We start from the raw sequence: 21469 nt of genomic DNA, 5'->3' as shown, positions 1-21469 counted from the left end.
GTGGGGGTGGGGGCGAGGTCGGGGGCCGGTCAGGGGTGAGCGGTCGGCTTGCCGCCCTGGCCGGGCGCGGACGTGGACCGGCCGCGGTTGGTCTGGCCGGGAGCCGGCGTGGTCCCGTTGGCGGCGGAGGGTGCCGGGTGCGCGGGGGGCGCGACGGTGGCGCCGGCCGTGTTCCGGGGAGTGGCACCGCGGTCGGGGCTCGCTGCGGACGGGGCGGCCGGTGCCTGGGTGGCACCGCTCACGGCGCCGCCGGTGCGCTTCGGGGCGGCACTGGACCCGGGGGCCGGGGATGCGCTCGGCGCCTTGCTCTGCGCGGCCCCGGGGGCCTGCGAGGAGTGGGGGAGCGGCAGGAGCGGGGAGGACAGCGTGGGCCCGCCGAAGAGGGAGCTCAGCAGCAGGACGATGTAGCCGACGGCCGGAAGGACGAGCAGCCACCCCAGGCGCCGTACGCGACGCTGGCGCCGGCCGGAGGAGTCGACGAAGACGGGACTCGGGTCGGTGGCGGGGGTGGCGATGGCGGTGGGGGTGGAAGCGGGTGCGGTGCCCGGAGGTTCGGACGTGGGCGCGGGATCGGGCGCGTACGCGTACTCGGGCACGTATGCGGGCGCTGGATCGGGCGCGTAGGCGTACGCGGAGGAGGGGTCGGGAGCGGGCGCGTACGTGGGCGGGTACGCGGGGACGTACCCGGGCTCGGGCAAGGGCGCGGGCGCGTACGCCGCGTGCGGATACGGTTCCGCCGTGGAACCCGGTGGTCGGTGCATCGGTGGACAGCCTCTACAGGTGGTGGACGGGGACCGGGCGGGGGTACGGACACGGGGGACGACCCGCACTCCGCCGGACCGGAGCCCGTCCGGGGTCAGGGGTTCGCCCCCGGGGGGCGCCCGGTCGGGACGTCCTTGCGGGGCGGGGACGGGACGGTGCTCGGGGGTCCCGGCGGGCGGTTGCCGGGCCCGCGCTCACCGGCGCTCGGCCCCGGGGTGACGGGACGCCGGCTCGGTTCGGGTTTGTCGGGATGCGTGGGGGTGCCGGCCCGCGGGTTGCGCGTCGGTGAAGCCGCCGGCGCGGAGGCACTCGGCTCCGGTTCGCCGCCCTGGACGGGAGCGCAGTAGTCCGCGACAGCGGACCGGCCTCCCGCCGCGGCGACCAGCGCGGCGAACCGCTGCTCGGCCAGGACCTCTTCGGCGCGCGGACCCGGGACGCGGGTGAAGGCCCGGCACAGCTCGGCCAGGTCGGCGGGCACCGCTGCGGACGAGCGGCCGGAGGCCCCGGGGGACGGCGCGTCCGCGACCCGGGTGCCGGGCGCGGGGGAGGCGGCCTGGCGGTCGGGCTCGGGCGTGCCGCCCAGGACGGTGGGGAGGTTGCCCGTGCCGGCCGCGACGGCCACACCGCCGAGGGCGGCCGCCAGCACGGCGGCGGCGACCTTGGCGCCGAGGAGCGTCGCCGGGGCGAGCGGCGACCGCCTCCGGGAGACCGGGAGGGGTACGGGCGCGGCTCCGGCTGCGGCCGCGGCGACGGGGGTGGCCGAGGGGGCGAGGCGGGCGGCCCGGAACATGGCCAGGGCTTCCGGCGCGCCGGACAGTTCGTCCTTCCCGGCCGGAGCCGCTGCGGCGGCGAGCAGCCCGGCGAGGGCCTCGTGGCCGTCCGGGACGCCGGACAACTCGCTCAACCCGGATGTACCGGACGCACCCGGCGTGCCCGACGCCTGCGACCGGGCGCCGGCGAGCAGCTGCTCGGCCGTGGCGTGGTCGATCCGGCGGGATCGGTGGGTGCTCATTTCGTGCCCTTCAGCGTCGGAGCCGTCGTCGGTGTCACTCCTGGGGCGGAAGTTTTTTCGGACCGCCCCGGACCGCCCGGTTCACCCGGTATGCCCCCGCTCCCCACGGCACCCGCCACCCCCTGCTGTTCGAGGAGTTTGGCGAGCTTGCGCAGCCCGCGGTGCGAGGCCATCCGTACCGCCCCGGCCCGCTTCCCCAGCACCCGCGCGGCGCTCTCCGCGTCCAGATCCATCACCACCCGCAGGAGCACGGCCTCCGCCTGATCGCGGGGCAGCCGCGAGATCAGGGCGAGCGCCGCACCGGTCCCCATCGTGGTCAGCGCGGACCCCTCGGTGTCCTCCCTGGCCGCGCGGTCGTGCAGGTACTCGACCGGCACGCTCACGGCCGGCCTGCGGCGACGCCGCCGCAGCAGGTCCATGGCCCGGTTCCGGCCGATCGTCGACACCCAGCCGCGGAACCCGTCGAAGTCCCCGCTGAACGAGCCCAGATCCCGGGATATCTGGAGCCAGGCCTCGGAGGCCACGTCCTCCGCGTCCTCGCCGACCAGGACGGTCAAGTAGCGCAGGAGTACGGGCTGCACCGCGCGGAACAGCGCCTGGAAGGCCGCTTCGTCCCCCTGCTGCGCCGCCCGGACGGCGCCCGTCATGTCTGCCGGGGCATCCCGGGTCCCGGGTATACCCGCTTCGCTGTCGGCTCCGCCGAACTCCTCCGCACTGTGCACGCGGGACATCATGCGCCACCCGCGCCCGAGGACTCACCCCGGCCGTCTCGCCGCCCTCTCCCGGCCGCCCGCCCGCCGTCTCCGGGTCGCTCCGGGTCTGGTCAAACGCCGTGACATTGAGCAAGGATCGCGTCCGCACCCCGCCACGCACGTTCTTCCGGCACCACACGTCCCTCACAGGAGGATGTCCATGCCCCGCCGTACCTCCCGCGGCCGTACCGCTACCGTGATCGCGTCCCTGACCCTGCTCGGCCTGGCAGCACCGGCCTCGGCCGACGCCTCGCCACCCGCGTCCGGACTGCCCCAGGGCCGCGTCTTCATGGTCAATCCCGTCCAGTCCACCGGTGATCAGACGCTCGTCGACGCCAAGGACTCGGCCGGCGCCGTACCCGACTCCGCCTACGCCTCGGCCGCGCTGCGCAACCTGGACGGCAGCGGGGGCCTTTCCGGCCGGTGGGCGTACGTCCGGTCCGAGACCGGTGCGCCCGCCGCCGCCCTGGAGGCCGGCCGGTACACCCGCGCCGACGACCAGTTCGAGCAGGTCATGGCCTACTTCTGGGTCAACGAGGCGCAGGAGTACCTGCAAGGCCTCGGCTTCGGCAGCGAACTGCCCGGAGCCAACGACCGCGCCCAGCCCGTCCGCATCAACCAGTGGGGCGCCGACAACTCCTTCTTCACCGACAAGAAGGCCGAGATCCGCTTCGGCAAGGGCGGCGTCGACGACGCCGAGGACGCGGAGGTCATCGTCCACGAGTACGGGCACGCGGTGCACCACGCGCAGGTCCCCGGCTTCGGCACCTCCCCGGAAGCCGGGGCGATAGGCGAGGCCTTCGGCGACTACCTGGCCGTCACGGTCGGCGACCACGCCGGGGCCGTCCGCGGCTGGCCGCGGGGGACCGACCCGGCGTGCGTGGCCGACTGGGACGCGGTCGGCTACTCCGCGGCCCCGCACTGCCTGCGCCGCATCGACGGGAACAAGGTCTACGCGGACCGCACCGGCGAGGTGCACGCGGACGGCGAGATCTGGTCCCGTGCCCTCTTCGACATCCGCGGGGCCCTGGGCGCGAGAACGGCCGACCGCATCATCGTCAACGCGCAGTTCGGCTTCGCCCCCGACACCAGCTTCCGGGACGCGGCGCTCGCCACGATCGCCACCGCGCGGAGCATGCACGGGACGAGCGCTGCGGACGCCGTCCGGACGGCGTTCAGGGATCGACAGATCCCCGGGATCGACTAGTACTCCAGCTGTAGATCGTGATCTTGCTGGTCGGGGATGCGGGAGAGCCCCGGAGCGGCATGTGTCAGGACACCGGCTCTCGCACGTCCCGCAGTCGCGCGGCGAACGCCCGCGCAGCGGCCAGGTCCCCGTCGTTCGGCCTGTGTTTCTGGATGCCGCCGACGAGCTTGAAGGGCATCATGGTGTCCAACGCCCGGCACGAGAAGTTCCCGTCCACCTCGAAGCCCTTGCCTTCGAGGAGCCGGACCAGGGGGCGGGTGAAAGGAACCAGCGGCAGCTCGGGGAGCCCGCTGGTGGCGAACACGAATGCCCGGCCCCGCCTGGTGGGAAGCGCCTTGACGAAGTCGGTCAGTCGGGGGTGGAGCCTCTGATAGAAGACACCCGAGCCGAATCCCACAAGGTCGGCGCCGGCCAGCTCCGCCAGGTCAGCCTGCTCGGGTGAGACGACCTTCGCGCCCAGTACCTGGGCCATGCTGTCGGCGACACGACGCGTATTTCCGTGCGACACGGAGGCGCACACAATGACGGCCTTCATCCTCACGATCCCTTCTTCGGCTTCAGTAATAGGACAGGGCAGCGGCCCAGGATGTGACACCACCGGAGTGTGATGGCAGCCACATCATGTCGGGGCAGCATCAGTTCCTCGCGATCTTGCTGGTGGGGGCGGGTCGGGGCACGGGTACGGCCACCGATGATCATCGTTGTTTGTGAAGACATACGAGGAGTCGGTGGCCGCAGGTCGCAGCATGGATCCCGGTCGTTGGCGGGAGGCGTTCGAGGTGGTCATGGGCCGGATCGCGGGGCGGTTCACCCGGGTCGAACCCCGGCTGCGGGTTGGCCGGTTGATGATGGGCTTGATGTCGGACCTGCCGCGCAAGAACTGCTGGACGATCGCGGAGTGGGCCGGAGAAGCGAACCCGCACGGCATGCAGCACCTGCTGTGCCGGGCCTCTTGGGACGCCGATGCTGTGCGTGACGATGTGGCGACGTGAAGAAGGGCACCCACACCGTCGGGGTCCAGCGCCAGTACACCGGCACCGCCGGTCGGATCGAGAACTCCCAGGTCGCTGTGTTTCTTGTCTACGCGGGTGCCCGCGGGCACGCGGCGGTGGACCGGGAGCTGTATGTCCCGCACTGCTGGATCCTGGACCCGGATCGCTGCCGGGCGGCCGGGCTCGGCGAGGACGCCGTCTTCGCCACCAAGCCGGAACTGGCCCGCGTGATGATCGAACGGTTCCTGGACGCCGGGCACCGGGTGGACTGGGTGACCGGCGACGAGGTATACGGCGGCAACCCGAAGCTGCGGGCGGCCCTGGAGGAACGCGGCTTGGGCTACGTGCTCGCGGTGGCCTGCTCGGCCGAAGTAGCCACCAAGGCAGGGAGGTTCCGCGCCGACGCGTTGGCGGCGAAGCTGCCCAGGCGGGCCTGGCAGAAACTGTCGGCCGGACGCGGCGCGAAGGGCCACCGCTACTACGACTGGGCCGTCATCGACCTCGCCGAACCGGCGCCTGGCTACCGCCAGCTACTGATTCGGCGCAACCGCACCACCGGCGAGCTCGCCTACTACCGCTGCCATTCCACCGCGCCGGTCCCGTTGCACACCCTGGTCAAGACGGCTGGCTCCAGGCGGCGGGTGGAGGAGACCTTCCAGACCGAGAAGGGCCTGGCCGGGCTCGATGAGCACCAGGTCCGCCGCTACCCATCCTGGAGTCGCTGGGTCACCCTCGCCATGCTCGCCCACGCCTTCCTGGCCGTCGTCCGGGCCGAGGAACCTGCCCACCGGCCAAGCCCCGACGACCTGCAGCTGGAGTACTGGACGTGGGGCGGGAGACGTAGCCCACTCGAAGTCCTCGGCGGGCACCCGGGCGAGCTGGTCGACCGTCCCGCGGTGGGAACAAACCGGGTGCCGGCCGCCGACCCCGTGCTGTTTCCTTGCCTCATGCACACGACGAGACCGGTGCGTCTGCGCCCTTGGGCGGACAGCGACCTCTGGCTGCTCCGGCGCCGCAACACCGTGGAGATGACGAGTCACCTCGGCGGCCCCGAACCGGACAGTGCCCTGCTCGCCCGCCACCGCCGCTGGACGGCCATGAGAGCGAACGCCGCACACGAGGGCCGGGTGTTCCGGGTGGAATCCGCGACGGGAGACACCGTGGGTACGGTCTCCTTCGCGCCGAGGGAGCACGACGGAGAGCCGATCTTCGAAGTGGGCTGGGGCGTCCTCCCCGAGCACCAGCGCCAGGGCTGGGCGGCGACCTCCGTCCGAGCCCTCCTCGCCCACCTGGCCGCCCTCTCCCCGGCGCACCGCCGTCCGGGCGTTCACGCCTTCCCCCGGGTGGCGAACGAGGCCTCGAACGCGGTCTGCCGGGCGGTGGGCTTCACCCTCCTCGCCGAAACGGTGCACGAGTACCCGCCGGGCCAGTACCACCCCGCCAACAACTGGCGCTTCACCCTCCCGGGCAGGCTCTAGACCGGGGAGGGTTCGACGGAGGACCAGCCCTTGGCGGTCGGGGTGAAGACGATTCCGCCCACCACCAGGAAGCCGGCCGGGCCGTCCGTTCCGGGGCGGACGCCGCCCGGAACGGTGAACCGGCCGGTCTGCTTGCGCGAGGCCAGGTCGATGACCACGCCCGAGGTCCGGCACCGTACGTACGCCAGCCCGTCGGTCACCACCACCGCGTTCGCGGCCTCCGGGCGCTCCGGGTCGGTGCACTCCTTCGCCAGCGGAATCCGCCACACGGCGCCGCCGGACTCCTGGTTGAGCTCCATGAAGCCCGGTTCGCCGCCCGCCGCGGTCGCCATCAGGTACACCTTGTCCCCGGCCGCGGCGGGCCCGGACAGGGTCGTTCCGGCGTACGGCAGGTCGGCGCTCCGCCGCCGGGCCGGCTCGCCGCGCAGCACACCCGCCCCGTTCTCCTTGCTGCACAGGAAGACGGTCGCCTCGTACAAGTCCCTGGCCAGGGTCAGCCCGCGGGTCTCGCAGGTCCCGGGCATCGCGAACCGGGTGCCGTCCTGAGGGGTCCCGAACGGCAGCTTCTTCCCCGTGGCCCCGTCGAGGGCGGTCACGAAGGTCTGGAACCCCATGTCGGCGTTCTGGGTCCGCCCCTGTACGTACACCCGGTCCCCGTCGACCCGCAGCGCCGGGTAGCCGTCCTCGGACCCGGACACCGCCTGCTGCCACAGGAGCTTCCCGTACCGGGTCTCCAGGGCGGTGACCGTGCCGGACGCGGAGACCGCGAACACCCGGCTGCCGTCCGCGTCCAGGACCGCCCGCTTCAGCTTCTCCTTCGTGGAAAACTCCCACCGGGGGGTGCCGTCGACGAGGTCCAGCGCGGTGAACCCCTTGATGCCGGGCACGATCACCGTGTGGGTTCCGGTGACCGCCCCGGGGGCCACCAGCGGGGCCTGCCCGTCCACGACGTCTTCCAGCATCTGCCCCCACAGCAGCTCGCCGGTCGCGGCGTCGAACCGGCTGAGTCCGTCGCCGGGCAGCTCACCGCCGGGGCGGGGCGACGTACACACCAGCGAGGAGTCCGCGTACACGCAGGACCCCATGTGGTCGTCGCCGTCCCAGGCCCGCCATCCGGCGGGGCGCCGGGCGGGCGTGTCCGCGTAGGCGCGGCTGCCGGCCGGGCTGCCGCCGTCGGTGGCGACGTACGGGGCGAGGGTCCCGGTGACCGCCGGCGGGGAGGGCTTGCGCGTGGCCGCGCCGGGGCTGCCCGAGGGGCCGGGCGTCCCGGAGGGGCCCGCGGACGACCCGGGGGCCTTGGCGTTGTCCCGCGTACCGCCGTCCGGCTGGGAGAGCCGCAGGTAGACCCCGCCGCCGGCCAGCAGCGAAGCCGCGAGCACCCCGGCGAGCAGGGCGCGCCCGCGGGGCCCGCGCAGCCGCCGGGGCCGGCCGGCCGCCATGTCTCCGGCGGGCCCGGTCGGCGGCCCGGAACGGCGGGTGAGCGGCCCGTCGGTGTCTTCGGCTCCGTCAGCGGAGGCGGCGGGCGATCCTGCCGGGCCGCCCGCGGCCGCTGCATCGGCATCGCCGGCGGCGTCAGCACCGGCGGAGGCGTCAGCACCGGCACCGGCCGCCGGATCCGCCTCCGCGCCGGCCCGCGAGCCGGTCCAGGTCCCGGCCCCGAGGGGCTTGCGCGCCTCCCCGCCCGGGTCCCCGTCCTCCCGGAGCGGGCTCTCCCAGTCGGCCGCCGGGATCTGCGCCAGCGCGGCCAACAGCTCGTCCGGTCCCGGCCGGGCGGCCGCCTCTTTGGCGAGGCACGCACCGACCACGGCCCGTAGGGAATCGGCCAGCCCCCCGATGTCGGGCGCCTCCGAGACCACGCGGTAGGCCGTCATGTAGTGCGACTCCGCGTCGAACGGTCCCCGCCCGGTCACCGCGAACGCCAGCACCGACCCCAGGGAGAACACGTCCGACGAAGCCCGCACCCGGGCCGGAGCCGACAACTGCTCCGGCGACATGTACGGCGGCGTCCCCAGGATCTGCCCGGTCGAGGTCAGCGTCTGCTGCCCGGCCGCCCGCGAGATCCCGAAGTCGATGACCCGCGGCCCGTCGTCCGTCAGCATGACGTTGTCCGGCTTCAGGTCACGGTGGATCACCCCGGTGGTGTGCAGCTCGCGCAGCGCCTCCACCAGTCCCAGCGCGAGCACGCGGAGCGCGCTCCCGCGCAGCGGCCCGTCCGCCTTCACCCGCGCGCCCAGGGTCCATCCCGGCACCAGTTGGGTGGCCATCCAGGGGCGCTCCGCGTCCGGGTCGGCGTCCACCACCGCGGCGGTGAAGGCCCCGCTCACCCGCCGGGCTGCCGCCACCTCCTGCCGGAACCGGGTCCGGAACTCCGGGTCGTCGGCGAACTGCTGGTGCACCAGCTTCACCGCGACGAGCCGCCCCGAAGCGGCCCGCCCCGAGTACACCGTCCCCATCCCGCCGGAACCCAGCCGGGCGATCAGGACATACCCGCCGATCGCGCGCGGATCCCCGTCCCGCAGTGTCATGTCCCGCCCCGCCCACCCGAGTACGTCCGTCGGCGGCACCCTACCCCGGACCTGCGCACTCCTACGGCGAAGGCACTCCCCAGCCTCTGCCGACCGTCCGGGTCACGCCGAACGCAAGGCCTCGGTGGGGGAGGCCCTGGCGGCCCGCAGCGCGGGATAGAGCCCGGCGAGTGCGGCCACCACCACCGAGACCGAAGGGCCGGCGACCAGGGTGTAGAGCGGGATGGCCGCCGACCAGCCCTGGACCAGCGCGTAGCCGTACACGGTCAGGCTGCCGAGGAGCAGTCCGCCCATCCCGCCGATGAAGCCCATCAGCACGGCTTCGAGCAGGAACTGCGCCGAGATCTGGCCGCCCCGGGCACCCAGGGCGCGGCGCAGCCCGATCTCGCCGCGGCGTTCCATCACGCCCACGACCATGGTGTTGGCGATCCCGACGCCGCCCACCAGCAACGCCACGCCGGCCAGGACGAGTACGAGTGCGGTGAGGCTGTTCTCCGTCTCGTTGCGGGCCAGGAGGAGATCGGAGGGCCGGCTCACCGCGACCATGGTCGGGCTGCCGGGATGCGCGGTGGCCGCGGCCACCGCCTGGACCTGGGGCACGCGTTCGGAGTGCGACCGCAGGTAGACGGTCGCGGCGCTGCCGTCCGCGCCCAGGTGGACGACCGCCTGCGGCCAGCCGACCAGGGCCGCGGTGGACAGCTCGGGGGCGAGTTCGTTCGGGGCCAGGATGCCGGCGACCTCGTACCACTGTCCGCCCAGCCATACCCGCTCGCCCGGTCGGGTGACGCTGAGGCGCTGAGCGGTCTGGTCACCGAGCACGGTCACCGGGAGGTTCTCGCTCGCGCCGTCCAGCCACTGCCCGCCGAGCAGCTCGCCGCGCAGGACTTCGAGCAGGTTGAGGCGCGCGGCGAGCACGGTGATGCTGCCGGTCTGCTGCGCCGGCATCAGGTCGTTGCGGTACACCTGGGCCTTGGTCGCCCCGGTGGCGGTGGTCTGCTGCACGGGCGCGATGGCGGAGAGCATCTTCTCCGCGGTGAGCGGGAGCGGCACCGGCTGCTGGTCGGGCCCCTTGCCGGGGGCCACGGTGATCAGGTTGGAGCCGAGCTGGTCCAGCCGGGCCAGCAGGTGCTGCTGGCTGGAGTTCGAGATGCCGGTGACCGCGACCACCGCGGCGATGCCCAGCGAGATGCCCAGCGCGGACAGCGCGGAACGCATCGTGCGGGTCCGTGGTCCGATCATGCCCAGGCGCAGCAGGTCCATGGGGCGCAGCCGGCTACGACGTGTCTTCATCGGCCGGCTCCGGTGGGCTGCGGGACGCGTTCGTCGAACGCGATGCGGCCGTCCTGGATGCCGACCCGTCGGGGGAACGAGGCGGCCAGTTCGCGGTCGTGGGTGATGACCACCACCGTGGTGCCGTTCGCGTTCAGGGTGCGCAGCAGATCGACGACGGAGGCACCGGAAGCACTGTCCAGCGCTCCGGTGGGCTCGTCGGCGAGCAGCAGCGCCGGGCGGCCGATCAGCGCGCGGGCGATCGCCACGCGCTGCTTCTCACCGCCCGAGAGCTGGTCGGGGTGGTGGCCCAGCCGGTGCCCGAGGCCCACGGAGCGCAGCGCCTCGGTCGCCCTCGCGCGCCGCTCGGCGATCGGTGCCCCGGCGTACAGCAACCCGGTCGCTACGTTCTCGACGGTGGTGAGTCCGGACAGCAGGAAGAACTGCTGGAACACGAAACCGATCCGGTGCGCCCGCAGTGCGGCGAGCTCCCGGTCGGACAGACCGGCCAGGTCGCGGCCCTCGAAGCGGAGCCGGCCCGAGGTGGGCCGGTCGAGCGAGCCGAGCAGCGCGAGGAGGGTGGACTTGCCGGAGCCGGACGGGCCGACGACGGCGAGGAGTTCGCCGGCTTCGACGGTGAGGTCGAGGCCGTGCAGGATGCGCAGCGGGGGCGTGCCCGGATACTCCTTGACGATGCCGGACAACTCCAGCACGGGGGCGGCGTTCGCCGCCGGGGGAGGCGTCACCTGGGGATCACCACCTGCGCGCCGGGCCGGACGTCGCCGGTGATCTGCGCCTTGGCGTCGGCGATCAGGCCGAGCTGGACCTTGACCAGCCGGGGCGCGGGGCCGTCGGAGACCCGTACGCCGTAGCCGCCGCCGTCCAGGGCGAGCAACGCGGTGACCGGAACGATGAGCGCGTGCTCGGCGGTGTCGCCCACCAGGGTGACGGTCACCGCGGACTGGCCCGCCCGCCGCGCCTGTTCCTGGCCGTCCAGCACGATCGTCACGGTGGTCTTCGCACCGCCCGGGCCCTCTCCGGAGCCGCCGCCCGACCCGCCGGAGCCGTCCTCCCCGCCGGGGCCGGGGCCGGAGCCGCGGATCAGCGAACGGATGCGCCCCTCGACCGCGGAGCCGTCGGGCAGCTTGATCCGGACCCGCCCGTCCGGTGTGAACCGGGAGAGCTGGTTCTCGGCGGGCCGCACGGCGACCACCAGGTCCTCGCGGGTCACGGTCATGACCGATGAACCGCCCAGGACCGCGCCGAGCTGTGCGCCGACCTGCTGCACGCGCAGGGACTCCTGCGGCAGCATGGTGATGCCGCCCAGGGAGACCGTGCCGGTCTCCTGGAGGCCCAGGGACTTCTGCCAGCGCTTCACGGCGATGGCGGTGGCCGGGGTGAACTTCTGGTCGGCGGCCAGGCCGAGCCCCTTGGCGTGGCCGAGTCGGACCAGGTTGCGCTTCAGCTGCTCCACGTCGGGGCCGGCGGGAACACCGGGGCCCAGATCGCGCCACATCGGGCGGTCTCCGACCATCAGCACCACCGGCTGTCCGTCCACCTCGTAGAGCTTCTGTCCGGCCTTGACGACGGCGCCCACGGCCGGGAGCCCCGTGAGGGTGCCCTTGCCCGCCGGGAGGACGGGGGTGGGCGCGTCGTACACGAGCGAGCCGGTGAGCTGGATGCTGCTGGACAGCGAGCCCTGCTCCACCGGGGCGAGGCCGTACTGCACACCCTCCCGCTCGGTCCCCCCGGCGGAGCGGTCCCACGGGCGGGCGACGGCGACCGCCCCGGCCCCGGCCACCACGGCGACCACCAGCAGCGGGACGAGGACCCTGCCGCGCTTCTTCCCGCGCACTACGGGTTCCAGGGGTTCCACGGGTCCCACGCGTTCAACGGGTTCCGCCGTGCGGGTCACGGTCACTCACCGATCCGGTAGCCGGGCAGCGGGAACTGCGCATCGCAGGCGCGCGAGGCGGCATCCCACTTGGCCGGGTCGAACACGGCGCGCGGGATGACGACCGCGGCGTCCTTGGGATCCGGGTCGGGCATGTCGGAGTAGCCGTTCTTGCGGGCGCAGTCGACCCACTTGCGGGCCATCTCCACGAACTTGGCTTTGTCGGCCCGCTGGACCTGGTGGATGCCGGGCACCTTCTCGTCGCACAGCCGGCTCGCGGTGTCGTACCCGGAGGGCAGGCCCGAGTCCGTGCTCGCGGCCGGGAATCCGATGTTGCCGTCCTTGTCCTGCTCGACGCTCGTCTGCCCCTGCTTGTGCATGCAGTCCACCCAGGCCCTGCGGACCGTGTTGTCGTCCTGCGGCTTGCCCTGACCCCCGCGCTGGGCCCCGGCGACCTCGGGCGCCGGGGCGGGGTCCGAGCAGCCGGCCAGGGCCAGCACCCCCGCCGCGGCGGCCGCGGCCGGCAGTCCGCGCAGGCCTCGTAGTCCGCGCAGGCCTCGTAGACCGCGCGGGCCTCGCAGACCGTGCAGGCCTCGCAGACCGCGCGGGCCCCGCAGACCGTGCAGGCCTCGTACCGACCGGCCGCGTACCGCGGATGCGCTTCGCATGTCCACACTCCTCTGGGCGTTCCTGACGAACGCCCAAGTTCTACGGTCCACGCGGTGAGCCACCTGTGATCGCGCGCCTAACCACCGGCTAACCCGCCTGCGGGCAGGCTGGTCCCCGGCGCCGGCCCGGAGGGAACAGCGGCGGCACGGGCGAACGGAGCGGGACGCGATGCGGGTGCTGATTGTCGAGGACGAGCGGGAACTGGCCGTGATGCTCGCCGAGGGGCTCCGCGACGAGGGCATGGTCTGCGACCTCGCCCACGACGGCCTGGAGGCGCTCCGGCGGACCGGCGAGGCCGACTACGACGTGGTGATCCTGGACCGGGACCTGCCGGCGCTGGGCGGCGACGCCGTGTGCCGCGCGCTCGCCGCGATGGGCCATCCCGCCCGGATCCTCATGCTCACCGCCGCGGACACCCTGTCCGACCTGGTCGAAGGCCTCGGTCAGGGCGCCGACGACTACATGACCAAGCCCTTCTCCTACCTGGAGCTCGTCGCCCGGCTGCGCGCGCTCGGCCGCCGCTCCGCGGCGGGCCGGGCCGAGGTCGTGCTCAGCCGGCGCGGCATCAGCCTCGACACGGTGCGCAGGGTCGCCGAACGCGACGGCCGCCCGCTGCACCTGACGCCGAAGGAACTGGGCGTGCTGGAACTCCTGCTGGCCGCGGACGGCGCCCCGGTCGGCACCGAGGAACTGCGGGAGCGGCTGTGGGACACGGGACTCGACCCGGCCACCACGGCGGTCCGGGTCACCGTGCACGCGCTGCGCCGCAAGCTCGGCGATCCGCCGCTGATCGTGCACGACACCGGCTACGGATACCGGCTGTGAGCCGCTTCGGCCCCGGCCGCCTGCCGCTGCGCGGCCGGCTGACGCTGGTGACCACCGCCGTCTTCGCGGTACTGGGCTGCGGGGTGCTGGCGCTGAACTGGCTCAGCTCGCGCCAGCTCATCGAGGCCAACCGCGACCTCATCACGCAGGCCGCCGGGGCCCCGGAGCCGCCGCTCCCCGATCCGGCGCCCGTGGACCTGCCCCCGGGCTCCACCGAGGCGGTCCTCACGACCCCGGCCCGGGCCTTCGACCACTTCCAGAACGCCATCCTGGGCGACCTGCTGACCCGCTCCGTGCTGCTGCTCGCCGTCTTCACGGCGCTCGCCGCGCTGCTGGCCTGGTGGGCGAGCGACCGCTCCCTGCGCCGGCTCCACCAGGTGACCGCGGCCGCTCGGCGGATCAGCACCGGCAGCAGCCTGGACGAGCGGCTCGCGCTGGACGGTCCGTACGACGAGATCCGCGAACTCGGCGACACCTTCGACGCCATGCTCGACCGGCTCGACCGGAGCTTCACGGCCCAGCGGAGCTTCACCGCGCACGCCTCGCACGAGCTGCGCACCCCGCTGACCGTACTGCGCACCGCCCTGGAGATCCCCTTGGCCCGGGGACGGGTCCCGGACGACCTCCGCCCCTCGGTGCTCCGCGCACTGGACGCCAACGCGCGGATCGAGCGGCTGATCACGGCCCTGCTGGCCCTGGCGCGCGCGGAGACCGCCGCGCTGGTGCTGCGGTCGACGGACCTGGCGGACGCCGCCCGGGGCGCGACGCGGGAGCTGGCCGAGGAGGCCCGTGACGCCGGGGTCCGGGTCACGCTCGACGCGGCGCCCGCGCCGCTGGACGGCGATCCCGCGCTGCTCCGGCAGGTCGCGCTCAACCTGCTGGCCAACGCGGTGCGCCACAACCACCGCGACGGCACCGCCGTGATCGCGACCGGATCCACGGGCGGCAGGGTGTTCCTGGAGGTCTCCAACACCGGCCCCGTCCTGCCACCGGAGGAGGTCCCCGCCCTGTTCGCGCCGTTCCACCAGGGGCGGGAGCGCGGCAGCGGGTTCGGGCTCGGGCTCGCATTGGTCCAGGCGATCACCGCCACGCACCACGGCGAGGTCGTGGCCACGCCCCGCGCGGGTGGAGGGCTCACGGTCCGCGTCCTCCTGCCGACCTCCAACGGGGGCGCCGCCCGCATGGGTTGATCCGGCCGAGGGGTCAGGCGGCCCCCCGGCCGCCCTCCGTACCGTCCCGTGGCGCGGGCGCCCCGCGATGTCCGAGGTTGACGGCCGCGGCCCTGGCCAGCGCCACGGGGTTCAGGAAACGCAGCGGACCGATCAGCCGGGACGCGAACAGGTGCGTGTGCCGGGCCATCGACTCGTCGCGGGCCGCCGCCGAGAACACCAGCTTCTCCATGGGATTGAACGGACGGGCCTTGGCGAAGTCGGCCGCCAGGAACTGGTGACCGCGAAGGCGCCATTGGTGTCTGCGCGCGTACCGCGCGAGCGACCGGTCGAGGCTGCCCCGACCGGTCGCGGCCGGGGCGACCGCCTCCGCCAGCCACTGCGCGGACTGCAGGGCCCATCCGCACCCCACTCCCCACAGGGGGTCGCCGGTCAGGGCGGCGTCGCCGATGAGCGCTACGCCCGCCGCGGTCGGCTTCCGGCTGTGCAGCGGGTAGTCGATGGTGCCGATGATCTTCGTGATGCGCTCGGCGGAGTCGATGGGCGGAGCCTCGGGCAGGGCGCGCACGAACGCGGAGAAGCTGCCCTCCAGGTCTTCCCGGAAGGCCGGGAGCCACTTCTTTTCCGGGAGCACGGTGAGGACCGTCACCCCGTCGTCGTTCGGGAACGCGTACGCCATGTCGGGTTCGAGGAACCAGGTGTGGCCGATCCCGCCGGGCAGCGGGAGACCGCGGTAGTGCGCGAGGTAGCCGAACCGCGTGTTCTCGTACCGCCGGGCGGGGAGCCCGGCGAAATCCGCCACGGCCGAGTCCTTGCCGTCCGCGCCGACCACCAGCCGGGCCCGGATCTCGCGCTCGCCGTGCGGGGTCGACGCGCGGACCCCCACGGTCCGTCCGGCCTCCCGGACCAGCCCGGTCACCCGATGGCCGAGGAGCAGCTCGACGCCGGGGGTCTGCGCCGCGCGGGACCTGATCAGCGGGTCGAGGGTGCTGCGCCGGACGTTGTACGCGTACGGCAACTCGGGGCCGCCCGGTGCCGGCCGCGGCTCGATCCAGCCCCAACGGGTGTACCAGCGAGCCGTGTTGCGGACCGCTCCGGCCTCCTCCAGGGCGGGGACGAGACCGATCTCGTCCAGCACCGGATAGGCGTTGGCCGTGATGGAGTGGGTGCAGAGCACCTTGTACGCCGCGGGGTCCGAGCGGCGTTCCAGCAGTGCGACGCGGACACCGTGTCGAGCGAGCAGGATCGCGGCGGCGCTGCCGGCGAGGCCGGCTCCGCTGATGACGACGTCGTAGTCGTGTTCCGCGCTCTCGGGCCTGGGCATGCGTCGATCGCCGCCTTCGGGATGTGGTGCCGCTGATGGGAGGGAGCGGTGCAGCATCCACTGGTGTCATGTCCATGAAAGCTTGTCAAGATTGTGGGGGCCGCGGCGCGGCCCCCACGGACCTCAGTCGTCCAACTCCAGGCGGTGGACGCCGCCCTGGTCGACGCCGGCGAAGAGGTACCGGCCGTCGGGCGAGGCCGCCAGGGACAGGACGTCCTTGTTCGGCATCGAGCGGGAGATGTTGTGCCAGGTCAGCCCGCCGTCGGTGGAGCGCAGTACGCCGCGCCCGCCGGTGGGGGTGAAGTCCGTCCAGCGGGTGCTGGTGCCGGCGTAGAGGGTGTCACCGACCCGGAGGAGGTCGGAGACGCTGATCCGCAGGGCGCCGGTGTCGGCCTTGGTGAAGGTCTTGCCGCCGTCCTTGCTGACGCGGATCGCCTGACCGCCCGTGATCATGGCGCCGTCGGTGAACTGGACGGCGTGCACCTCGGCTTCGGACACCCGGGTCATGGTGGCCCCGAAGTCGTCCGAGTAGAACAGCCCCCACCAGCCGCCGAACCAGATCCGCCCCGGCTTGCCGGGATCGGCCACGATGGTGTCGTAGGAGCGGCCCTGGTCGAAGGTCTTCCAGTGGGCGCCGCCGTCGGTGGTGGTGTAGAGGCCGGCCGAGCTGGATCCCCTGTACGAGATCATCATCCGGTCCGGGTTCGCGGGGTCGACCAGGAACGCGGTGCCGTTCGCCTCGCGCTCGGCGACGTCCGACCAGGTCCGGCCGGCGTCCGCGGTCTTCTGCAGCACCACGTCGTACAGGTGGTTGACCAGCTGCCAACCGGACGTCGGGTCCGCCGCGGACGGCTGGAAGCCGACGACACCGGTACCGGTCGTGCCCTCGCGCTCCGCCGCACCCCACTCGGGGCTCGCGGCGGGCACCGTGGTGCGGTAGGTGCCGACCGAGGTCCCGGCGAGGAGCTGGTCCCCGAAGGTCGCCAGCGCGGGTACGGACTCGCCCTGGACGCCGATCCGGCGGTAGCCGCCCTCCCGGGTGGAGCGGAAGAGGCCGGCGGCGCCGGAGCCGATCGTGTGGGAACCGTCGGCCCAGCGGTCGTAGTCGTAGACCACCGAACCCGGTACGGGCTGCGCGGTCGCGGTCCACGTACGCCCGCCGTCGCGGCTCAGCGCGCCGGTGCCGCTCAGGTCGTCCTGGTAGATGTCGCCGCCGGAGACGTCGACCAGGCCGCTGAAGGTGCGGCCGGTCTTCTCGACGCTGCGGCCGCCGTCCCGGCTCACGTACAGGCCCGAGTTCTGGCCCTGCACCTTGATGGCGAGCAGGGAGCCGTCGGCGTCGAAGCCGCCGAGGATCTGCACGCGCGGCGTGGCCTGGAAGACCTTCTGCGCGGGCTTCGGGGAGCCGGTGACGAAGTCGCGGATCACCCAGATCGCCTGGCCGGCCCAGAGGTACAGGTCATCGCCGCCGATCACGCTCTTGGCGAGGTACCCGGTGATCCCCGTGAGGTCGACCGGTGTCCAGGTGGCGCCCCGGTCCCGGCTGAGGAACCGTTCGCCGGTGTAGTCGGACGCGGCGAGCAGGACGCGGGTGCGGGCGTCGGCGCTCAGCTCGGTGATCGCGGCCGGCGGACCGGCCATCCGCTCCCAGCTGCGGCCGCTGTCCTCGGTGCGCATCAGCACGCCGCCCTCAGGGAACGCGGACGGGTGCGCGCTGACCACGGCCTCCCACCAGCGGTTCGGATCGCGGGAGTCGATGACCAGGGAGGGCTCGGTCAGCGCGTTGCTGACCGGGGTGTGGCCCCGCTGCTGCCAGTTCTTGCCGCCGTCGGTGGTGAGCCAGGCGCCCGGGCGGGTGCCCAGGGTCATCACGGCCCGGTCCGGGGCGCCGGGGGCCAGCTGGGTGGTGCCCACGGCGCTGTTCGGGCCGACGCCCTTCCAGTTCTTGGCCTGGGACGCCGTGAGGGTCACCTCGAAGGCGCCCGTACCGTACTGGCGTACCGCGGTGGACGTGGTGGCGCGGGCGGTCGTCGTGTGGACGCCCGAGCCGAGACCGGTGAAGTCGGCCCGGTAGTAGGACGGGTCCGAGGTGGGCGCCGTCGCCTTGGTGTAGGCCTTGCCCTTGGGCGGGGTGACCGTCAGCACCGGCGGTGCGGTGAGGGGCGTCGGGCTGTAGACGTACACGGTGGTGGAGCCGTCGTTGGACGGGTCCTCGGCCGGGTCCACGTACAGCGGGATCGCCGCCATCAAGTACGGGACGGTGAGCTCCCGGCCCCCCTCGGGGGTGACGGTGACGCGGCCGCTCAGGTAGTTGGTGGCGTAGTCCGTGACGTCCGGCCGGTCGCGCTCGACGGTCAGCACGACCTTCGCGGTGCCGCCCGCCGGGATGTCCACGCGGTCCGGGGTCACGGTGGCGGGGCCGGTCACGGTCACCTGGCCGGCGACCGGGGCGCTGCCGGTGTTGTGGAGGGTGACCTCACGGCTCCCGGTGACCTTCGGCTGGTCCATGTGCGCCAGGCCGAAGGAGACGGTGGCGGGGGAGGCGTACAGCCCGGCCGCGGCCGCGGCGGCCGTGTCGAGCCGGCCGCCGCCCTGCGCCTGCAGGTCGGGGCCGTCGAGCGGCTTCGCGGAGCCGATCACCTCGGCGCGCAGCCGGTCCGCGGGGCGGTCCGGGTGCAGTTGGCGCAGCAGCGCCGCGGAGCCGGCGGCGAGCGGCGAGGCCATCGAGGTGCCGGACATCCGCCGGTAGCCCTCGGGCTCGATGCCCTTGGGCACCGTGGAGAGGATCTCGACGCCGGGGGCGACGATCTCGGGCTTGAGGCCGAGCCGTTCGGAGTCCGGGCCGCGGGAGGAGAAGGAGGCCATCTCGTCGGTGGAGTCGCGGCCGCCGAGCACCAGCTCGCCGCCGGACTCGGCCAGCGCGGCGAGCCGCCCGCCGGTCTCGTGGTCCACGCCGGTCACCACCAGCCGGTCCAGGCGCAGGGAGTCGCCGGACTCCGCGGGCGTGGCACCGAGCAGCACCTCGCTCCGGGCGGCGGCACCGGTACGGGCGGGGGCCCCGGTACGGGTGGGGGCCTGCTCGCGCTGCGGCTGGAGCGGGTTCGCCCGGCTCCGGCCGCCGAACACCACCGGGCCGCCGCCTCCGCCGCCCACGCCGCCCACCAGGGCGGTGGCGCCGCGCCGTTCGGCCTCGCGCCAGGTGTCCAGCTCCTCGGGCCACACGTCGTACGGGTTCACGGCCGGCGGGATCGCGTACAGCACGACCTTGCCGTTGACGTCGCCCGCCTTCGCCCAGTCCTCGGCGGTCCCCATGCCGATGCTGACGACCCCGGCGGTCACCGCCGCGGCCGGCGGGTTGGCGGACCGTCCGCCGCGGTAGCTCTGCAGGGTGTCACCCGCCACCTTGAGCACGGGCAGCCGGATCCCGCTGGTGGAGGCGCCCACGGCGATGACGCCGGGAGCGGCGGCCGGGGAGCCGACGGTCCAGTAGCCGGGGCCGGTGTTCCCGGCCGCGGCGAAGACCAGGGCGCCGGCGTCCACGGCCGCGGACGCGGCCCGGGACAGCGGGTCGCTCGCGGTGCCGGCGCTGTTGCCGAGGCTCATGTTGATGATGTCGGCGCGGTGCGGGTTGGCCGGGTCCACCGCCGCCTCGATGGCCGCGATGATGCCGGAGTCGTCGCCGCTGCCGTTCGCGCCGAGCACCTTGTACGCCAGCAGTTCGGCGTCCGGCGCGGCGCCGGTGACGCCGCCCTCGGCGGCCGCCCGGCCCGCGACGATGCCCGCGACATGGGTGCCGTGGCCGTTGTCGTCCATCGGGTTGGCATCGTTGTCAACGAAGTCCCAGCCGCCGACGACCTTGCGGCCCTCACCGAAGCCGCCGCCCAGGTCGGGGTGGGTGTAGTCGACTCCGGTGTCGATCACGGCGACGGTGACGCCCTTGCCGGTGACCTTGACCCCGGCGGGGTCCTCCCGGGCCCATAGGGCCGGGTTGCCGACGACCTGGTTGGCGTCGGTGTCCAGGGCCCGCGAGGTGCCGGCGGGGCTGACGGACTTCACGCCCGGCAGCTTCCGCAGCTTCGCCGGGTCGCCGGCTCCGACGGTCATGGCCACGGCGTTGAGCAGCAGGGTGTGGCGGCGTACGGACCGGGCGGTGACGCCGGCGGTCTTCGCCCCGGCCAGGAACGCGTCGTGCCTGCCGGTCAGGTTCTTGCGCGCGGCCGTCACCTCGGCGGCCTTCGCGTTCCTGGCGTTCTTCGCGGAGCCGGCCGCGGCCTCCAGCCCCGCGGCGCCCTCGAACTCGACGATGACTCGTTGCGTGCCGGGGCTCGCCGGCTCGGGCTCGGGGGCGGCGACGGCGGGCGGGACCGAGGCGAGCAGTCCGCCGAGCACCGCGGCCACCAGGCCGATGTGCGCAGTTCTTCGGTGTGAGTGACCCATAGGCGGTACCTAATGCGGCCCGGTCCGGCCAGGGCAACGATTCCCGGTGGCCCATTGCTGCCGCTGGCACGGGTGGGCCACGATGGCCCGCATGTCCCAGGAACTGGCGGCCGTCGGTATCGACGCCTTCGACGAACAGGTCTACCGAGCGCTGCTCGCCCGGCAGGCGGCCGCCCCCGCGGAGCTGGCGGGCGAGCTCGGCACCTCGTCGGAACGGGTGGCGCGGGCACTCGACCGGATGCACGACCGCGGGCTGGTCGGGCGGCTGTCCGGCTCCCGGCGGCGCTATGCGGCCATCGACCCGCAGCATGCGGTGGAGGCGCTGATCCAGGAGAGAACGGTGGAACTGGGCCGGGTGCGGTCGGCCGCCGGCGAGCTGGCCGGTCTCTTCGAGGCCGCCCGGCGCGGCGACGCCAAGGAGGTCGAGATCGTCTCCGGCCGGGAGGCCCTGGGCCGCTGGTTCGTACGGCTCCAGCAGGAGGCCAGGCAACAGGTCCGCACCCTGGACCGGCCGCCCTACGCGCTGACCACCGCCAACCCCGTGGAGGAGACGGCGATGCGCGGCGGGCTGACGTACCGCGCGGTGTACGCCCCGGAGGCGCTGGAGTGGCCGGGGGTGCTGGACGACATCCGGCGGCTGGTGGCCCAGGGGGAGCAGGCACGGGTGCTGCCCGGACTGCGCATCAAGCTGGCGATCGCCGACGACGCGCTGGCGCTGATGCCCCTGTCGCTGGACCTGACGGACGTACGGGCGGCGGTGATCCGCCCGTCCTCGCTGCTCGACGCACTGACGGACTACTGGCGGCTGTGCTGGACCCTGGCGACCCCGCTGCTCGCCTCACCGGAGCCGGCGGAACCCGGCGAGGAGTCCGCGGAACCCGGCGAGGAGGACCGGCTGCTGCTCGCCCTGCTGGTCAGCGGGTTGAAGGACGAGGCGATAGCGCGCCAGTTGGGCTGGTCGGTACGGACCATGCGGCGCCGGATGAGCCGCCTGCACGAACAGCTGGGCGCGGCGAACCGCTTCCAGGCGGGCGCCATCGCCGCCCGGCGGGGCTGGATCTGACCCGCCCGACGCCCCGCGGCCATGGCTCGGCAGCCGTGCGCGGACAGCGTACGAAATCCCGTTGGTGGTGCCGGGAACGTCCCGGTTAGCA

General features: G+C 73.9%; 16 protein-coding genes and 1 pseudogene. 6 read left to right on the top strand and 11 right to left on the bottom strand.

The annotated features are described in order from the left end of the window. Positions 1-29: 29 nt before the first annotated feature. The 3 genes from AC061S_RS22975 to AC061S_RS22965 all read right to left on the bottom strand — a co-directional run bounded on the left by AC061S_RS22975 (position 30) and on the right by AC061S_RS22965 (position 2505). On the bottom strand, positions 30-761 hold the full coding sequence (locus tag AC061S_RS22975; RefSeq protein WP_478687829.1) for a hypothetical protein: 732 nt from the start codon (positions 759-761) through the stop codon (positions 30-32). Positions 762-856: 95 nt separating this feature from the next. Continuing rightward, positions 857-1774 carry a hypothetical protein gene (locus tag AC061S_RS22970; RefSeq protein ID WP_478687828.1) on the bottom strand — a complete coding sequence of 306 codons (918 nt, stop codon included), beginning with the start codon at positions 1772-1774 and terminating at the stop codon, positions 857-859. Beyond that, positions 1771-2505, bottom strand: coding sequence for an RNA polymerase sigma factor (locus AC061S_RS22965; RefSeq protein ID WP_478687847.1), 735 nt, complete (start codon positions 2503-2505; stop codon positions 1771-1773). The genes AC061S_RS22970 and AC061S_RS22965 overlap by 4 nt, the downstream gene beginning before the upstream one ends. Positions 2506-2686: 181 nt before the next feature. On the opposite strand from AC061S_RS22965, the gene AC061S_RS22960 reads away from it, so the two are divergent. Beyond that, positions 2687-3733 carry a M4 family metallopeptidase gene (locus AC061S_RS22960; protein ID WP_478687827.1) on the top strand — a complete coding sequence of 349 codons (1047 nt, stop codon included), beginning with the start codon at positions 2687-2689 and terminating at the stop codon, positions 3731-3733. A 64-nt stretch (positions 3734-3797) separates the two neighbouring features. On the opposite strand, the gene AC061S_RS22955 is transcribed toward AC061S_RS22960, so the two are convergent. Next, positions 3798-4268, bottom strand: coding sequence for a flavodoxin family protein (locus tag AC061S_RS22955; RefSeq protein ID WP_478687826.1), 471 nt, complete (start codon positions 4266-4268; stop codon positions 3798-3800). Positions 4269-4518: 250 nt separating this feature from the next. Here AC061S_RS22955 and AC061S_RS22950 point away from each other — a divergent pair. Continuing rightward, a pseudogene (locus AC061S_RS22950) lies at positions 4519-5501 on the top strand (IS701 family transposase); the annotation flags it as partial. 171 nt (positions 5502-5672) lie between these two features. Continuing rightward, positions 5673-6203 carry a GNAT family N-acetyltransferase gene (locus tag AC061S_RS22945; protein ID WP_478687846.1) on the top strand — a complete coding sequence of 177 codons (531 nt, stop codon included), beginning with the start codon at positions 5673-5675 and terminating at the stop codon, positions 6201-6203. Here the strand turns inward: AC061S_RS22945 and AC061S_RS22940 are convergent. From AC061S_RS22940 to AC061S_RS22920, 5 genes are all read right to left on the bottom strand, one after another. After that, the gene (locus AC061S_RS22940) at positions 6200-8728 is read right to left on the bottom strand and encodes a protein kinase domain-containing protein (RefSeq protein ID WP_478687825.1); all 2529 of its coding nucleotides are present in this window, start codon (positions 8726-8728) and stop codon (positions 6200-6202) included. The genes AC061S_RS22945 and AC061S_RS22940 overlap by 4 nt on opposite strands. 102 nt (positions 8729-8830) lie before the next feature. Then, positions 8831-10018, bottom strand: coding sequence for an ABC transporter permease (locus AC061S_RS22935; RefSeq protein WP_478687824.1), 1188 nt, complete (start codon positions 10016-10018; stop codon positions 8831-8833). Further along, a complete protein-coding gene (locus tag AC061S_RS22930) occupies positions 10015-10743 on the bottom strand; it encodes an ABC transporter ATP-binding protein (protein ID WP_478687823.1) in 729 nt (242 codons plus the stop codon). The genes AC061S_RS22935 and AC061S_RS22930 overlap by 4 nt, the downstream gene beginning before the upstream one ends. After that, positions 10740-11852, bottom strand: coding sequence for a peptidoglycan-binding protein (locus tag AC061S_RS22925; RefSeq protein WP_478687822.1), 1113 nt, complete (start codon positions 11850-11852; stop codon positions 10740-10742). Before AC061S_RS22925 ends, AC061S_RS22930 begins: the two co-directional genes overlap by 4 nt. 62 nt (positions 11853-11914) lie before the next feature. Continuing rightward, the gene (locus AC061S_RS22920; RefSeq protein ID WP_478687821.1) at positions 11915-12559 is read right to left on the bottom strand and encodes a hypothetical protein; all 645 of its coding nucleotides are present in this window, start codon (positions 12557-12559) and stop codon (positions 11915-11917) included. 169 nt (positions 12560-12728) lie between these two features. Between AC061S_RS22920 and AC061S_RS22915 the strand changes: the two genes are divergently transcribed. Both AC061S_RS22915 and AC061S_RS22910 read left to right on the top strand, forming a co-directional pair. After that, on the top strand, positions 12729-13385 hold the full coding sequence (locus tag AC061S_RS22915; protein ID WP_478687820.1) for a response regulator transcription factor: 657 nt from the start codon (positions 12729-12731) through the stop codon (positions 13383-13385). Beyond that, complete coding sequence (locus AC061S_RS22910) at positions 13382-14575, top strand: sensor histidine kinase (protein WP_478687819.1); 1194 nt, start codon at positions 13382-13384, stop codon at positions 14573-14575. Before AC061S_RS22915 ends, AC061S_RS22910 begins: the two co-directional genes overlap by 4 nt. A gap of 13 nt (positions 14576-14588) precedes the next feature. Here AC061S_RS22910 and AC061S_RS22905 read toward each other — a convergent pair whose 3' ends face one another. After that, positions 14589-15878 carry an NAD(P)/FAD-dependent oxidoreductase gene (locus AC061S_RS22905; protein ID WP_478687818.1) on the bottom strand — a complete coding sequence of 430 codons (1290 nt, stop codon included), beginning with the start codon at positions 15876-15878 and terminating at the stop codon, positions 14589-14591. Positions 15879-16001: 123 nt separating this feature from the next. After that, entirely contained in the window at positions 16002-20315 is a 4314-nt protein-coding gene (locus AC061S_RS22900; RefSeq protein ID WP_478687817.1) for a S8 family serine peptidase, read from the bottom strand. A 91-nt stretch (positions 20316-20406) separates the two neighbouring features. On the opposite strand from AC061S_RS22900, the gene AC061S_RS22895 reads away from it, so the two are divergent. Further along, positions 20407-21378, top strand: a complete 972-nt coding sequence (locus AC061S_RS22895) for a helix-turn-helix domain-containing protein (RefSeq protein WP_478687816.1) — start codon at positions 20407-20409, stop codon at positions 21376-21378. Positions 21379-21469 lie beyond the last annotated feature (91 nt).

It is taken from the genome of Streptomyces sp. CA189, assembly GCF_056428985.1.
The sequence above is the reverse complement of the archived record's forward strand: the minus strand, read 5'-3'. Positions and strand labels throughout refer to the sequence as shown.

Excerpts from the sequence above, each read along its gene's own strand:
- AC061S_RS22975 (WP_478687829.1), bottom strand. The coding sequence starts at position 761 with ATGCACCGACCACCGGGTTCCACGGCGGAACCGTATCCGCACGCGGCG.
- AC061S_RS22970 (WP_478687828.1), bottom strand. The coding sequence starts at position 1,774 with ATGAGCACCCACCGATCCCGCCGGATCGACCACGCCACGGCCGAGCAG.
- AC061S_RS22965 (WP_478687847.1), bottom strand. The coding sequence starts at position 2,505 with ATGTCCCGCGTGCACAGTGCGGAGGAGTTCGGCGGAGCCGACAGCGAA.
- AC061S_RS22960 (WP_478687827.1), top strand. The coding sequence starts at position 2,687 with ATGCCCCGCCGTACCTCCCGCGGCCGTACCGCTACCGTGATCGCGTCC.
- AC061S_RS22955 (WP_478687826.1), bottom strand. The coding sequence starts at position 4,268 with ATGAAGGCCGTCATTGTGTGCGCCTCCGTGTCGCACGGAAATACGCGT.
- AC061S_RS22945 (WP_478687846.1), top strand. The coding sequence starts at position 5,673 with ATGCACACGACGAGACCGGTGCGTCTGCGCCCTTGGGCGGACAGCGAC.
- AC061S_RS22940 (WP_478687825.1), bottom strand. The coding sequence starts at position 8,728 with ATGACACTGCGGGACGGGGATCCGCGCGCGATCGGCGGGTATGTCCTG.
- AC061S_RS22935 (WP_478687824.1), bottom strand. The coding sequence starts at position 10,018 with ATGAAGACACGTCGTAGCCGGCTGCGCCCCATGGACCTGCTGCGCCTG.
- AC061S_RS22920 (WP_478687821.1), bottom strand. The coding sequence starts at position 12,559 with ATGCGAAGCGCATCCGCGGTACGCGGCCGGTCGGTACGAGGCCTGCAC.
- AC061S_RS22915 (WP_478687820.1), top strand. The coding sequence starts at position 12,729 with ATGCGGGTGCTGATTGTCGAGGACGAGCGGGAACTGGCCGTGATGCTC.
- AC061S_RS22905 (WP_478687818.1), bottom strand. The coding sequence starts at position 15,878 with ATGCCCAGGCCCGAGAGCGCGGAACACGACTACGACGTCGTCATCAGC.
- AC061S_RS22900 (WP_478687817.1), bottom strand. The coding sequence starts at position 20,315 with ATGGGTCACTCACACCGAAGAACTGCGCACATCGGCCTGGTGGCCGCG.
- AC061S_RS22895 (WP_478687816.1), top strand. The coding sequence starts at position 20,407 with ATGTCCCAGGAACTGGCGGCCGTCGGTATCGACGCCTTCGACGAACAG.